The organism is Streptomyces chumphonensis, from assembly GCF_014779715.1.
In the GTDB taxonomy this organism is placed as follows: Bacteria; Actinomycetota; Actinomycetes; order Streptomycetales; family Streptomycetaceae; genus Streptomyces; species Streptomyces chumphonensis.
In genome coordinates this window covers 12,620-26,126 of record NZ_JACXYU010000010.1, presented here as the reverse complement: position 1 = coordinate 26,126, position 13,507 = coordinate 12,620, and the positions used below count along the sequence as shown (strand labels likewise).

The following is a 13,507-nucleotide window of genomic DNA, read 5'->3' as shown; positions in this document are numbered from 1 at the left end:
GCGCTGCGGGCCGTACGCCGCCCGTCACTCCCCGGGCCACTCCGGGGTCCGCTTCTCGTTGAACGCGGCGACGCCCTCGGCCCGGTCACCGGAGAACGCCACCGTGCGCCAGGCCGCGTCCTCCACCTCCAGACCGGCCGCGAGCGCCATCCCCCAGCCGGTGCGCAGGGCCCGCTTGGCCGCGCGCAGCCCGACGGGCGAGTGGGCGGCGATGCGGGAGGCCAGGGCCAGCGCCTCGGTGCGGTCCGCCCCCTCGGCCACCAGCTCGTCCACCAGTCCGAGCGCCCGGGCCTCCTCGGCGGCCACCCGGCGCGCGGTGAAGATCAGCTCCGCCGCCCGGGCCGCACCCACCCGGCGCGGCAGCAGCTGCGTGCCGCCACCGCCCGGGATGACGCCGACGGACACCTCGGGCAGCCCGACGACGGCCGTGGCGTCGGCCACGATCAGGTCGCAGGAGAGCGCCAGCTCGAAGCCGCCGCCGAGGGCGAAGCCGTGCACGGCGGCGATCGTGGGCATCGGGAGCTGGAGCACGCCGGTGTAGGCGGCTCGGGCGTAGGGCCGCTGACGGCCCAGCTCGGCGTCGGTGAAGCGGTTGCGCTCCTTGAGGTCGGCGCCGACGCAGAACGCGCGCTCGTTGCTGGACGTCAGCACGACCGCCCGCACGTCGCGGTCGGCCGACAGCGCCGCACAGGCCTCCCCGATGGAGGTCGCCATCGACGTCGACACCGCGTTCATGGCCTTCGGCCGGTCCAGCACGAGCTCCGCGACGTGCGTCCCGGCGTCCTTGCGGACCTCGACGTACTCGCCGTATCGCGTCATGGCGATCCCTCCCACGCGGGTGTGTTAACGACCGCTCACACTCTAACCACGCGGGCGGGAGGCCGGGGTGCGGCGGGCGTCAGCCGCGACGGCCCAGCAGCCAGGGCTCGACGACGCCGAGGCCCCGCACCGGGCGCTGGTAGAGCGGCTGGAGGGCGAAGCGGTAGCCCGCGCCGGGCCCGGAGTCCTTCTCCGAGTGCGGGGCGTCGCCGACGGCCGTCAGCTCCTCGCGCAGCGCGCCGTCGATGAGGACCGTGTCCTTCGGCGCTATCGACGTGAGCCGGCTCGCGAGGTTCACGGTGTTGCCGAAGACGTCGCCCATCCGGGTCGTGACCGTGCCGAACGCCATGCCGACGCGCAGCTCGGGCATCGTCTCGTCACCGGAGAGCGTCTCGATCAGGCGCAACCCGATCTCGGCGGCCGTGCCCGCGTCGTCGGCGGAGAAGAGGACCTCGTCGCCGAGGGTCTTGATGAGCCGTCCGCCGTGCGCGGCCACCAGGTCGGCGGCCGTCGTCTCGAACGCCTCGACCAGCTCGCCCAGCTCCTCCTCCTCCAGGCGCCGGGTCAGCCGCGTGAAGCCGACGAGGTCGGCGAAGCCGACGGCCAGCCGGCGGTCGACCATCTCCTCGTCGTCCTGCGCCTGCACGACGCGTCCGGTGGCCGCCGCGAGCTGGCGGCGCCAGACGTAGATGAGGAACTCCTCCAGCTCCGGCAGCAGCAGTTCCACCAGCGGGTAGGTGACCTCCATGCGGCTCATCCCGGGCTCCGGGGAGACGGTGAGCCCGGCGATGAAGGAGTCCACCTGCCACTCGGCGAGGCGGGCGGTGGTCTGCCCGGTGGAGCGGGCGACCTGGATGGCCATCGCCTCGTTCAGCAGCCCCGCCTCGACGAGACCGGCCAGGCGGCGCAGCGCCAGCACGTCGGCCTCGGTCAGGGCGCGGGCCTGACCGATGTCGGCGAAGCCCATGGCCCGCCAGAAGCGGGCCGCCAGGTCCATCGGGACGTCGGCGGCGCGGGCCGCCTGGAACGGCGTGTAGGTGCGGGCCGCGCCGAGGATCAGCTCCTCGACCTTGAGCGCGAGGGGGTTGTCCTTGCCGCGCTCCTCGGCGCCGTCGCGGTCCTCGGAGAAGGCGTGGTCCGTCGCGGTGCCCGTGCTGTCCCGCGACTCGCGCCCGTCCGACCCGCCGGCCGCCGCCCCGGGGCGTCCGCCGCCCTCGTCGGCGGGCGGAACGGCCGATTCGTTCGCGGTCACTGCCCGCCCCTTGCCCGGTTCCCGCGCATGACGTACCTGCGCACTGCCCTTCCGTTCCCTACACCGCGCCCACCGCGCCGCGCTACCGCCACAACGATACGGCAGGTGTGCCGTAGCTCACGTCCGGCGAGGCGGCCGGACCGGGCCCCGGTCAGCCGCCGGGCCGCAGGTGAACGATGTCGCCCGCGCCCACGGGCTGCGTGACGCCGCTCCCGGTGGCCAGGACGAGCTGCCCGTCGCCGTCCACCGCGACGGCCTCGCCGACGACCTCCCGCCCGCCGGGCAGCAGGGCGCGCACGCTCCGGCCGAGGGTGGCGCAGCCGGCGGCGTAGGTCTCCTGGAGCCCGCAGGCGGCCGCGTCCCCGTCGGCCGCGCGCCAGTCGCGGTACCACCGCTCGACCGAGCGGAGCACCGCGCGCAGCAGCGGGTCCCGGTCGGTGCCCTGCGCACCGGCCAGCAGCAGCGATCCCGCCTCCGGGACGGGGAGTTCCCCGGCGCCCAGCGAGACGTTGATCCCGATGCCCACGACGACGGCGTGGTGCGCGGCGTCGCCCGTGCGCTCGGCGAGGATGCCGCCGATCTTGCGCTCCTCCCCGTCCACCTCGGCCAGCAGGTCGTTGGGCCACTTCAGCATGGTGTCCACCCCGGCCGTGCGGGCCAGCGCGGTGGCGGTGGCGACGCCCACGAGCAGCGGGAGCCAGCTCCAGGCGCGCTGGGGGACGTCCGGGCCGGGGCGCAGGACGAAGGAGAGGAACAGGCCGCTGCGCGGCGGGGCGACCCAGTGCCGGTCCAGTCGGCCCCGGCCGGACGTCTGCTCCTCCGCGACGAGGACCGTGCCCTCTTCCACCGGGCCGCTGCGGACCCGGTCGACCAGGTCGGTGTTGGTCGATCCGGTACGCGCGACGACCTCCAGGTCGCTCCACAGGCCGTCGGGCACGAGGAGCGCGCGACGCAGGGCCGCGCCGTTCAGCGGCGGCCGTCCGAGGTCGCCCCAGGGACTCCCTGCGGACGCTCCGCCCTCGGCGGAACCCGGCGCGTTCGAGGACATCTGCGGTGTCATGATCACAGCGTAGGTGCCGGTCGGGGCCGCCGCCCCTTCACGACCGGTGCGGCGCCCCGTCGGCGGGGGGGCGGCGGCAGCGGGCGGCCGACGCCCGGTCCCGCCCGTCCGGCATCAGCGGATTTCACCCTTCCGGACCGTCCTGCGGTGTGGTCAACGACGCACCGCCGACACGGGCCGTCGCGGCTACGCTACGAGTCGGTAGCCCCGAGGACGACTAGGAGCCGCTCCCCGTGTCCGAGCAGGAAAGCACTCCCGACATCCACACCACGGCGGGCAAGATCGCCGACTTTCAGCGACGTACCGCTGAGGCGACGCACGCCGGTTCCGCTCGCGCGGTCGAGAAGCAGCACGCGAAGGGCAAGCTGACCGCGCGCGAGCGCGTGGAACTGCTGCTGGACGAGGGTTCGTTCACCGAACTGGACGAGTTCGCCCGGCACCGCTCGACGAATTTCGGGCTGGAGAAGAACCGCCCCTACGGCGACGGCGTCGTCACCGGCTACGGCACGGTCGACGGCCGGCCCGTCGCCGTCTACTCGCAGGACTTCACGATCTTCGGCGGGTCGCTGGGCGAGGTCTACGGCGAGAAGATCGTCAAGGTCATGGACTTCGCGCTGAAGACGGGCTGCCCCGTCATCGGCATCAACGACGGCGGCGGCGCGCGCATCCAGGAGGGCGTCGCGGCGCTCGGCCTGTTCGCGGAGATCTTCCGGCGCAACGTGCACGCCTCCGGCGTCATCCCGCAGATCTCGCTGATCATGGGACCGTGCGCGGGCGGCGCGGTGTACTCCCCCGCCATCACCGACTTCACCGTGATGGTCGACAAGACCTCGCACATGTTCATCACCGGCCCCGACGTCATCAAGACGGTCACCGGCGAGGACGTCGGTTTCGAGGAGCTGGGCGGCGCCCGCACCCACAACGCGACCTCCGGCGTCGCCCACCACATGGCCGGGGACGAGAAGGACGCGGTCGAGTACGTCAAGGCGCTCCTGTCCTACCTGCCGTCCAACAACCTCTCCGACGCCCCGGTCTACCCGGAGGACGTCGACCTGGAGACCAGCGACCGGGACCGGGAGCTGGACGTCGCGATCCCGGACGGCGCGAACCAGCCGTACGACATGCACGGCGTCATCGAGCACGTGCTGGACGACGGCGAGTTCCTGGAGACGCAGGCCCTGTTCGCACCGAACATGATCACCGGCTTCGGGCGGGTCGAGGGCCACGCGGTGGGCATCGTGGCCAACCAGCCGCTCCAGCTGGCCGGGTGCCTGGACATCGACGCCAGCGAGAAGGCCGCGCGCTTCGTGCGGACGTGCGACGCCTTCAACGTCCCCGTGCTGACCTTCGTCGACGTGCCCGGCTTCCTGCCCGGCACGGAGCAGGAGTTCGACGGCATCATCCGCCGGGGTGCGAAGCTCATCTACGCCTACGCGGAGGCCACGGTCCCGCTCATCACCGTCATCACGCGCAAGGCGTTCGGCGGCGCGTACGACGTCATGGGTTCCAAGCACCTGGGCGCCGACCTCAACTTCGCCTGGCCCACGGCCCAGATCGCCGTCATGGGGGCGCAGGGCGCGGTCAACATCCTGCACCGCCGCACGCTGGCCGCCGTCGAGGACGAGGGCGAGCGCGAGGCGCTGCGCGCCCGGCTCACCGCCGAGTACGAGGACACACTGCTCAACCCGTACGTCGCCGCCGAGCGCGGTTACGTGGACGCGGTGGTGCAGCCCTCGGAGACGCGCCGCCACATCGTGCGGGGGCTGCGCTCGCTGCGCAGCAAGCGCGAGCAGCTGCCGCCCAAGAAGCACGGCAACATCCCGCTCTGACCTTCGGAGGCCGAAGATGATCAAGGTCCTACGCGGCAACCCGACACCCGAGGAACTGGCGGCCGCGCTGGCCGTGGTCCAGGCCCGCGCCGCCGCGGCCGCGTCCGCCGGGCCCGGGGCGCGGGACGTCTCCCAGTGGTCCGACCCGGCGCGGCTCGTCCCCCGCCGCGTCCCGCACCCCGGCCCCGCGGCCTGGCGGACGACGTACTGGCCCGCCTGACGCGTCCGTCCGGCGTCCCGCGTCCCGCGTCCGGTGCGCGGGACGCGGTACGCCGGGAATGAGTACGCGTACTCAGGTGGCGGGGACGGGCGGGGTGCACCCTGGTCCCATGCTCTGGTCCGACCCCCCAGACCGGCCCCCGGAGTCACTGCGCGCCGCGCAGGCGCAGCTGCGCCGGGCGGGATGGGTGCTGGCCGCCGTGGTGCTGGTGGTGACCATCGTGCTCGGCCTGCGTTGACCAACCTTTTACTATGTCCGCATGACCGCTGCCGCCGCGCCCTCCCGCCGCCTCGTGCTCGCCTCCCAGTCGCCCGCCCGCCTCAAGCTGTTGCGGCAGGCCGGGCTGGCACCCGAGGTGATCGTCAGCGGGGTCGACGAGGACGCGCTGGGCGCTCCGACGCCGGGGCAGCTGGCCCTCGTCCTGGCCGAGGCGAAGGCCGACGCCGTCGCCCTGCGCCCGGAGGCCGCCGGGGCCCTGGTCGTCGGCTGCGACTCCGTCCTGGAGCTGGACGGCGAGGCGTTGGGCAAGCCGGCCGACGCGGAGGACGCCATCGCCCGCTGGAAGGCCATGCGGGGCCGGGCCGGGGTGCTGCTCACCGGGCACTGCGTCATCGACACGGCGAACGGCCGACGGGCCTCGGCCTCGGCCGGGACGACCGTGCGCTTCGCCGAACCGTCCGACGACGAGATCGCCGCCTACGTCGCCTCCGGGGAACCGCTGCACGTCGCGGGCGCGTTCACGCTCGACGGCCGGTCGGCGCCCTTCGTGGAGGGGATCGACGGCGACCCGGGCAACGTCATCGGCCTCTCACTGCCCCTGCTGCGCCGGCTGCTGGCCCGCCTGGAGGTGCCCATCACCTCGCTGTGGACCGCTCGGGCCGCCTGAGACCGGCCCCGTGCTCGCGGAAGGCGGCGCCGGGTAGGAGAGCAGGTTCAGCACCACGAACGCCAAGGCCGCCATCAGGACGACGAACGCGCCCCAGCCGACCAGTCCGACGGCGACGGCGCCGAGGACGCCGTGGGTGACCGCGCAGCCGATCAGCGCGCCCCGCGCCGCCCGGCCGGGGGGACGGTCGCGCACCGCCGTGAGCAGGACGAGCACACCGCACAGGGCCACGAAGCCGCCGAGCGCGAGCCCGGCCGCCCGGACGCCCCACACCATGTGGTCGGGATCGAGCCCGTCCAGCGACATGGACTGCCCACGCACGAAGAGGCTCAGGACCCAGTGCACGGCCACGAGACCGAGCCCTTCGAGGATCAGCACCACGGCCGTCACCGCGGCCACCGGTCGTCTCGGTGCCACCGCACTCCCCTCCCGTCCGCGCACCCCTGGCGGCACGTCCGTCGCCCGCGCACGCTACTCAGGGGTAATGACGGCGGCAAGGGGTCGCTCGGACCCCGTCGGCCCGTCACCCGCGCGTCGCAAAGAAAACCCCGTTCATTAGTAGGGATTCCACAAAACGCCACCGCCGTCGGGCACGATCACCGGGGGAGACGTCGGCCACAGCGCGATGCTCCGGTCAGGCTCGTGTTCGCGTCGTATTCGCGGCGTACCGTGGGACGACAAGGGATCGGAAGCCGGGGGCGCGCCCCCCGGCTACGGATCGTGTGGGCAAGCTCACCCCACTGGAAGACTGCGCGTGTGGTGTCGCCAGTACCTAAACTCAGCTTGTTTCAAGGAGGGAGCCATCGTGCGCAAGGTGCTCATCGCCAACCGCGGCGAAATCGCTGTCCGCGTTGCCCGGGCCTGCCGGGACGCCGGGATCGCGAGCGTAGCCGTCTACGCCGAGCCGGACCGGGACGCGTTGCACGTCCGGGCCGCTGACGAGGCATTCGCCCTGGGCGGTGACACTCCGGCCACGAGCTACCTGGATGTCGCCAAGGTGCTGAAGGCCGCCGCCGACTCCGGCGCGGACGCCGTCCACCCCGGCTACGGTTTCCTCTCGGAGAACGCCGACTTCGCCCAGGCCGTGCTCGACGCCGGGCTCAACTGGATCGGCCCGCCCCCGCAGGCCATCCGGGACCTCGGCGACAAGGTCGCCGCCCGCCACATCGCCCAGCGCGCGGGCGCGCCGCTCGTCGCCGGTACCAAGGACCCGGTGAGCGGCGCCGACGAGGTCGTCACGTTCGCCGAGGAGCACGGCCTCCCCATCGCCATCAAGGCCGCCTTCGGCGGCGGCGGGCGGGGACTGAAGGTCGCCCGCACCCTCGAAGAGGTGCCCGAGCTGTACGACTCGGCGGTGCGCGAGGCCGTCGCCGCCTTCGGCCGGGGCGAGTGCTTCGTCGAGCGGTACCTCGACCGCCCCCGGCACGTCGAGACCCAGTGCCTCGCCGACCGGCACGGCAACGTCGTCGTGGTGTCCACCCGCGACTGCTCGCTCCAGCGCCGCCACCAGAAGCTCGTCGAGGAGGCGCCCGCGCCGTTCCTGACCCAGGAGCAGAACGCCGAGCTGTACCGCGCGTCCAAGGCCATCCTCAAGGAGGCCGGCTACGTCGGCGCCGGCACCTGCGAGTTCCTCGTCGGCCAGGACGGCACGATCTCCTTCCTGGAGGTCAACACCCGCCTCCAGGTCGAGCACCCGGTGACCGAGGAGGTCACCGGCATCGACCTCGTCCGCGAGATGTTCCGCATCGCCGACGGCGAGGAGCTCGGCTACGACGACCCGCCGCTGCGCGGTCACTCGTTCGAGTTCCGCATCAACGGCGAGGACCCCGGCCGCAACTTCCTGCCGGCCCCCGGCACGGTCACGAAGTTCGAGCCGCCCGCCGGCCCCGGCGTCCGGCTCGACGCCGGCGTGGAGAGCGGCTCGGTCATCGGCCCGGCCTGGGACTCGCTGCTCGCCAAGCTGATCGTCTCCGGCGCCACCCGGCAGCAGGCGCTCCAGCGGGCCGCCCGCGCGCTGGCCGAGTTCGACGTCGAGGGCATGGCCACCGCCATCCCCTTCCACCGCGTCGTCGTCGCCGACCCGGCCTTCGCGCCGGAGGTGCACGGCCGCGAGGGCGAGCCGTTCTCCGTCCACACCCGGTGGATCGAGACGGAGTTCGTCAACGAGATCAAGCCCTTCGCCGGTGCCTCCGCCGAGGAGGACGAGGACGAGAGCAGCCGCGAGACGGTCGTCGTCGAGGTCGGCGGCAAGCGCCTGGAGGTCTCGCTGCCCGCGTCGCTCGGCATGCCGCTGGCCCGCGCCGCCGTCGCGGGCGGCGCCAAGCCCGCCCGCCGCCGCGCCGCGAAGAAGTCCTCCTCCGCCGCCTCGGGCGACGCCCTCGCCTCGCCGATGCAGGGCACCATCGTGAAGGTGGCCGTCGAGGAGGGCCAGGAGGTCGCCGAGGGCGAGCTCGTCGTCGTCCTGGAGGCGATGAAGATGGAGCAGCCCCTCAACGCGCACCGCGCGGGCACCGTCAAGGACCTCAACGCGGCGGTCGGCGCGTCGATCTCCTCCGGCACCGTCATCTGCGAGATCAAGGACTGACGTCCCCTCCCGCTCCTCGTGGGCCCCGGCACCGTACGCGGCGCCGGGGCCCACGCGCGTGACGCGCGCCTCAGGAACACCGGCGTGCGGAACGTCGCGTAGCCGGGGGCGGCGTCCTCGGATCGCCGCGCGTTGCGCGACGGTCAGCATGTGGCGTGCCGATCGCAGATGTTCTGCACCGGTTTGCCGGACAGCGAACCGCCACGAGAGCAGGCCGTCATGCTCGGACGGCGACGCCTGCGGCCGCACCGGTCCGGGCGTCAGGTCCGGCCGTAGAGAGCCGCCAGGTCGATCAGCCGGATGTCCGGGTCGGCGGCTGCCGCGGCGTCCGCCTTGCCGTTGAAGCCGGCTCCGCTGAAACAGAGGAGCCGGGTGGAGGTGGTGTCGTAGCGGCCCGCCCGGGTGATGAGGTCGCGAATGCGCCGAAGCCGTTCGATGTGCGCCGCGCCCATGGTGTCGTTCCACTTGGCCTCCCCGATGGCCAGCAGCGGTGGCTTGGCGCCCTCCGCGATGCCGACGACCGCGACGTCGACCTCGTGGCCGGTGCGGGCTTTGGGGTCGTGCACGACGCCTTGGCCGACGCGCGCGGGAAGACCACCCAGGAGATCGGGGTCGGCGTGGTACAACGCCCATTCGCGGCAGACCTGTTCGAAGTGGGGCCCGAGGACGTTGCTGACGAAGCGACGCCGGCTGGCCTGCCAGACCCGCGCCGCGTTGCCGGGGCGTTCGAGTTGGTCCCAGACCGGGCGCATGATCGCGTGGTGGAAGCCGATCAGTGGTTCGGCGATGCGGTAGGTGGGGCGGTGGTCACGGAAGACATCGGCGTCCCGGCGGAGCAGGCCCGCGTCCTCCAGGACGTTGATGGGGTGGGCGATGTCGGTGGCCTTCCGCTCCAGGTAGCCGGCCATGCCGCCTCGGGTGGCGTTGCCGTCGGCGACGGCGGCCAGGACGGACAGATAGAGGGCGGTGTCGCGAAGGTCGGGTTCTTCGGCCAGCAGGTAGCGGGCCTCTCGGAAGAGGGGCGTTTCGGGGTTGAGGACGGTGCGGACGACCCAGTCGTCGAAGTCACCCGGGCCCTTCGGAGTGTCGCCGCGCGCGAATTCCCGCCGGTAGGCGGGGGTCCCGCCCACCACGGCGTTCACCTTCATCGCCAGGTGGGGGTCGTCGATGTCCCAGAACTCGGCGGCGAGGCGATGGTCGAGGGGACGGACGACCAGCTCCAGGCCCGCCCGGCCGCGCAGAGGGGCGTTGCCCGACAGGAGCCGTCCCATGAAGGACAGTGCCGAGCCGCACAGGAGCAGCCGGGTACGTGAGCCGGTGCGCTGGTCACGCAGCGGCCGCAGCGCCTCCTGAATGATCGACGGCAGCTCGGGGTTGGCCTTGGCGAGGTAGGGAAACTCGTCGATCACGACGGGGACGGTCCGGTCGGCACCGAGCGCGAGGAGAGCGTCGACGGCCTCCGACCAGTCGGCGAAGTGGAACGGGCTGACGGGTCGGACGTGGGCCGTCATCGCCGCACTGATCCGCCGGAGGGACTCGGCGTCAGCGGCCTCGGTCGCCCCGAAATAGAACCCTCCGGCCGCGCGGCAGGCGGCATCCAACAGGAACGTCTTGCCCTGGCGGCGACGCCCGGAGACCACACCCAACGTCGCTCCCGGCTGGGGATCGGCGATGAACCGGCTCAGCGCCGACCACTCGTGGTCCCGGTCGAACATCTCGGCGGGCTTGTCCACGCTTCGCTCCTATAGAGAAGTACACTTTAGAGAAACATACTCCTCTATCCGCCCCTCGCGCGTCAGCGGTCGGGAGGGGCGCCGTCGCGGTGCGGGGGGGTGCGGGCGCAGGACCGCGTCCACCGCCGTGTACAGCGTCTCCCGCTCGCGTTCCGTGAGGGTGTCCTCCGCCGGCATCGCCCGCTGGAACGCGAGCCCGTTGACGACGGTGGACAGCAGGCGGGCACTGCGCGGAACGTCGTCGACGGACAGTGCGCCTTCCTCGGCCAGGGTCCGCAGCCGGCGCGCGCGGCGACCGCGCGCACGCTCAGGCGTGCCGTCAGTCCGTCCTCGGCGAGCATGTCCGCGGCCGCCGCCAGGATCCGTTCGCACAGCTCTCATGGTGATCGTCGATCAGGGCGGCCACGGCGTCTACCCGTACAGCGCCGACACCCGCGCGAACGAAGCCGCCACCACCTTCCTGACCACGGGCCGGCGCCCGGCCGAGGACCGCAGGTGCCCGGTGGAGCCGACGACGTGAACGCGGCGGACGGTCCCCTTGGTTCGGACCAGCGCGTACCGATGTGTGAAGGGGCTGTGGGGGGCTCATGTATGGCGTCATCGCGCCATTGACGTGATCGCGCCGCCGAGGTCACGATCCGAGCATGCTTGAGGCACTCGATCTGGACGGGGCGCAGCAGCGGGTGTACGAGGCGCTGGTGGACGGCGCGGTCACCGTGCCGGAACTCCAGGGCGGGCTCGGGCTGACCGTCCCCCGGCTGCGCTCGACGCTCCGGGCGTTGGAGGGGCTGGGATTGATCGAGCGCGTCGTCGGCGGGCGGCGGGAGCCGGACCGGTTCCTGCCGGTCGAGCCGGACGTGGCGTTCTCCGCGCTGCTGACCGCGCGCGAGGAGGAGTTGCAGCGGGCGCGGCGCCATGTGCACCACCTGGCGGCCCGGTTCCGGACCACCACGGAGGCGCGCGACCCGCTGGACGTGGTGGAGGTCGTCGTCGGCCGGGCGGCCGTCATCCAGCAGGTGGACCAGCTCCAGCGCACCGCGCGGCGGCTGATCCGGGGCATCGACCGGCCGCCGTACGTCAACAGCGACCCCGACCGGCACGACCCGCGCACCGGCATGATGCCGCTCCAGGGCGAGACGATGCGGCGCGGCGTCGCCTACCGGGTGCTGTACGACGCGGAGGGGCTGGCGACCTTCCACAGCACCCACAGCGACATCCTTTCGTGCGCGGACCTCGGCGAGGAGGCCCGCGTCCTGCCGCACGCCCCGACGAAGCTGCTGCTCGCCGACGAGCAGACGGGCCTGCTGCCGCTGCGCACCTCCCCGTACGAGGTGGCGAGTTGCATCGTCGTGCACGCGTCGGGGCTGCTGGAGGCGCTGTGCGCGTTCTTCGAGGTGCTGTGGGAGCGGGCGTTGCCGCTGTCGGACTTCCTGTCGGACAGCCCGCGCCCGGCCGCCCACGGGCTGCCTCCGGACGACGCACGCCTGCTGGCCCTGCTGGCGACGGGTCTGACGGACCAGGTCATGGCACGTCAGCTGGGCGTCAGCCACCGCACGTTCCAGCGCCGGCTGAGCGCCGTCATGGAGCGGGTGGGGGCGTCGACGCGTTTCCAGCTCGGCATGATGGCGGCGCGGCTGGACATCGGGGGCCCGGGTGTCCAACCCGGCCCCGACCGAGTCGGGCCGTAATGCCGCCATGCACCTCAAATGTCCGTTATCCGGAGCCCCTTGTTCGCTGTCGTGTACATGAGCTTGTCTGCTGTCAGCGCCCCACGGCGCTCGCGCCCCCCACGGCGCTCCCCCCACACAGCAGTAAAGGACGTTCACATGGCAGTGACGCGGAAGAAGCTGACCGTCGGTCTCTCGGCGGCCGTGGCCGCGGCGGCGATCGGTACCGGACTGGCCTTCCCGGCGGGCGCGGCCCCGGCCGAGGCGACGGTCGTCGGGGCCGGTTCGGCGTCGGCGGTCGAGGGCAGCTACATCGTCACGATGAAGGAGTCGGCCGTCTCGGTCTCCGCCGGCGAGGGCGAGGCCGGCGAGGACGTGATCACCGAGCACGGCGGCACGGTCGAGGACACCTTCGACGCCGCCCTCAACGGCTACGCCGCCGCCTCCCTCACCGAGCGGGAGGCGCGCCGCCTCGCCGCCGACCCGGCCGTCGAGAAGGTGTACGTCAACCAGCGGCACACGGTCTCCGCCGAGCAGACCGACCCGCCGAACTGGGGCCTGGACCGCATCGACCAGCAGGCCCTCCCGCTCGACCAGTCGTACACCTACCCCGACGACGGGGGCCAGGGCGTCACCGCGTACGTCATCGACACCGGCGTGATGGTGGAGCACGAGGACTTCGGCGGCCGGGCGGGCAACGGCTTCGACGCGGTCGAGAACGACGACGTCGCGCAGGACGGCAACGGGCACGGCACGCACGTCGCGAGCACCATCGCCGGTACCGAGCACGGCGTCGCGAAGAACGCCGAGGTCGTCGGCGTCCGGGTGCTGGACGACAACGGCTCGGGGACGACCGCGCAGGTCGTCGCGGGCATCGAGTGGGTGGCGGAGAACGCCTCCGGGCCCTCGGTCGCCAACATGTCGCTGGGCGGCCCGCAGGACCCGGCGCTGGACGAGGCGGTGAGCGGGGCGGTGGCCGCGGGCGTGACGTTCGTCGTCGCGGCGGGCAACGAGGCCCAGGACGCGAACAACGTCTCCCCGGCGCGCGTCCCGGAGGCCATCACCGTCGGCGCGACGGACGACGCGGACGGGCAGGCGGGCTTCTCCAACTACGGCTCGGCGCTGGACCTCTACGCCCCCGGCGTGGACATCACGGCCGCCTGGAACGACGGCGCGACGAAGACGATCTCCGGCACCTCGATGGCCAGCCCGCACGCGGCCGGTGTCGCCGCCCTCTACCTGGCGGGCAACGGCTCGGCCTCCCCGGCGGACGTCTCCGCGGCGCTGACGGACGCGGCGGCGCGCGACGTCGTCGGCAACCCCGGCTCCGGCTCCCCCAACCTGCTGCTGAACCTCGTCAAGTGACCCCCTGAGCCACGACGGGCCGGGCCCGGCGCACGAAGCGCCGGACCCGGCCCGTCGTGCGCGTGACAGACCTGCCGAAGACGGTCAACACT

Annotated in this window: 14 protein-coding genes; 8 read left to right on the top strand and 6 right to left on the bottom strand. The window is 73.1% G+C overall.

Translation table 11 applies throughout. The features are described from left to right. Positions 1-24: 24 nt before the first annotated feature. From IF129_RS18210 to IF129_RS18200, 3 genes are all read right to left on the bottom strand, one after another. Positions 25-819 carry an enoyl-CoA hydratase/isomerase family protein gene (locus tag IF129_RS18210; protein WP_191210785.1) on the bottom strand — a complete coding sequence of 265 codons (795 nt, stop codon included), beginning with the start codon at positions 817-819 and terminating at the stop codon, positions 25-27. A gap of 79 nt (positions 820-898) precedes the next feature. Next, positions 899-2,071, bottom strand: coding sequence for an adenylate/guanylate cyclase domain-containing protein (locus tag IF129_RS18205; protein WP_191210784.1), 1,173 nt, complete (start codon positions 2,069-2,071; stop codon positions 899-901). A 151-nt stretch (positions 2,072-2,222) separates the two neighbouring features. Beyond that, positions 2,223-3,131, bottom strand: a complete 909-nt coding sequence (locus tag IF129_RS18200; RefSeq protein ID WP_191210783.1) for a biotin--[acetyl-CoA-carboxylase] ligase — start codon at positions 3,129-3,131, stop codon at positions 2,223-2,225. Between the two features lie 233 nt (positions 3,132-3,364). Between IF129_RS18200 and IF129_RS18195 the strand changes: the two genes are divergently transcribed. The 4 genes from IF129_RS18195 to IF129_RS18185 all read left to right on the top strand — a co-directional run bounded on the left by IF129_RS18195 (position 3,365) and on the right by IF129_RS18185 (position 6,066). After that, the gene (locus IF129_RS18195; protein ID WP_191210782.1) at positions 3,365-4,960 is read left to right on the top strand and encodes an acyl-CoA carboxylase subunit beta; all 1,596 of its coding nucleotides are present in this window, start codon (positions 3,365-3,367) and stop codon (positions 4,958-4,960) included. Positions 4,961-4,976: 16 nt separating this feature from the next. After that, on the top strand, positions 4,977-5,180 hold the full coding sequence (locus IF129_RS18190; protein ID WP_191210781.1) for an acyl-CoA carboxylase subunit epsilon: 204 nt from the start codon (positions 4,977-4,979) through the stop codon (positions 5,178-5,180). A gap of 109 nt (positions 5,181-5,289) precedes the next feature. Beyond that, positions 5,290-5,418: a morphogenic membrane protein MmpB gene (gene mmpB / locus IF129_RS26790; RefSeq protein ID WP_263576249.1), complete on the top strand. Its 129-nt coding sequence runs from the start codon at positions 5,290-5,292 to the stop codon at positions 5,416-5,418. Positions 5,419-5,439: 21 nt separating this feature from the next. Beyond that, positions 5,440-6,066, top strand: coding sequence for a Maf family protein (locus IF129_RS18185; protein ID WP_191210780.1), 627 nt, complete (start codon positions 5,440-5,442; stop codon positions 6,064-6,066). On the opposite strand, the gene IF129_RS18180 is transcribed toward IF129_RS18185, so the two are convergent. After that, positions 5,989-6,483: a hypothetical protein gene (locus tag IF129_RS18180; protein WP_191210779.1), complete on the bottom strand. Its 495-nt coding sequence runs from the start codon at positions 6,481-6,483 to the stop codon at positions 5,989-5,991. The genes IF129_RS18185 and IF129_RS18180 overlap by 78 nt on opposite strands. A gap of 388 nt (positions 6,484-6,871) precedes the next feature. On the opposite strand from IF129_RS18180, the gene IF129_RS18175 reads away from it, so the two are divergent. Next, entirely contained in the window at positions 6,872-8,650 is a 1,779-nt protein-coding gene (locus tag IF129_RS18175) for an acetyl/propionyl/methylcrotonyl-CoA carboxylase subunit alpha (RefSeq protein WP_191210778.1), read from the top strand. 260 nt (positions 8,651-8,910) lie between these two features. Here IF129_RS18175 and IF129_RS18170 read toward each other — a convergent pair whose 3' ends face one another. Then, positions 8,911-10,383: an AAA family ATPase gene (locus tag IF129_RS18170; RefSeq protein WP_191210777.1), complete on the bottom strand. Its 1,473-nt coding sequence runs from the start codon at positions 10,381-10,383 to the stop codon at positions 8,911-8,913. Between the two features lie 9 nt (positions 10,384-10,392). After that, positions 10,393-10,764, bottom strand: coding sequence for a TetR/AcrR family transcriptional regulator C-terminal domain-containing protein (locus IF129_RS27100; RefSeq protein WP_191210776.1), 372 nt, complete (start codon positions 10,762-10,764; stop codon positions 10,393-10,395). Here IF129_RS27100 and IF129_RS18160 point away from each other — a divergent pair. From IF129_RS18160 to IF129_RS18150, 3 genes are all read left to right on the top strand, one after another. Next, positions 10,763-10,903 (top strand): alpha/beta hydrolase, encoded by a 141-nt coding sequence (locus tag IF129_RS18160; RefSeq protein ID WP_191210775.1) that lies wholly within the window; start codon positions 10,763-10,765, stop codon positions 10,901-10,903. The two genes, IF129_RS27100 and IF129_RS18160, sit on opposite strands and share 2 nt — an antisense overlap. A gap of 124 nt (positions 10,904-11,027) precedes the next feature. Beyond that, complete coding sequence (locus IF129_RS18155) at positions 11,028-12,071, top strand: ArsR family transcriptional regulator (protein WP_191210774.1); 1,044 nt, start codon at positions 11,028-11,030, stop codon at positions 12,069-12,071. Positions 12,072-12,209: 138 nt separating this feature from the next. Continuing rightward, positions 12,210-13,415 carry a S8 family peptidase gene (locus IF129_RS18150; protein WP_191210773.1) on the top strand — a complete coding sequence of 402 codons (1,206 nt, stop codon included), beginning with the start codon at positions 12,210-12,212 and terminating at the stop codon, positions 13,413-13,415. Positions 13,416-13,507 lie beyond the last annotated feature (92 nt).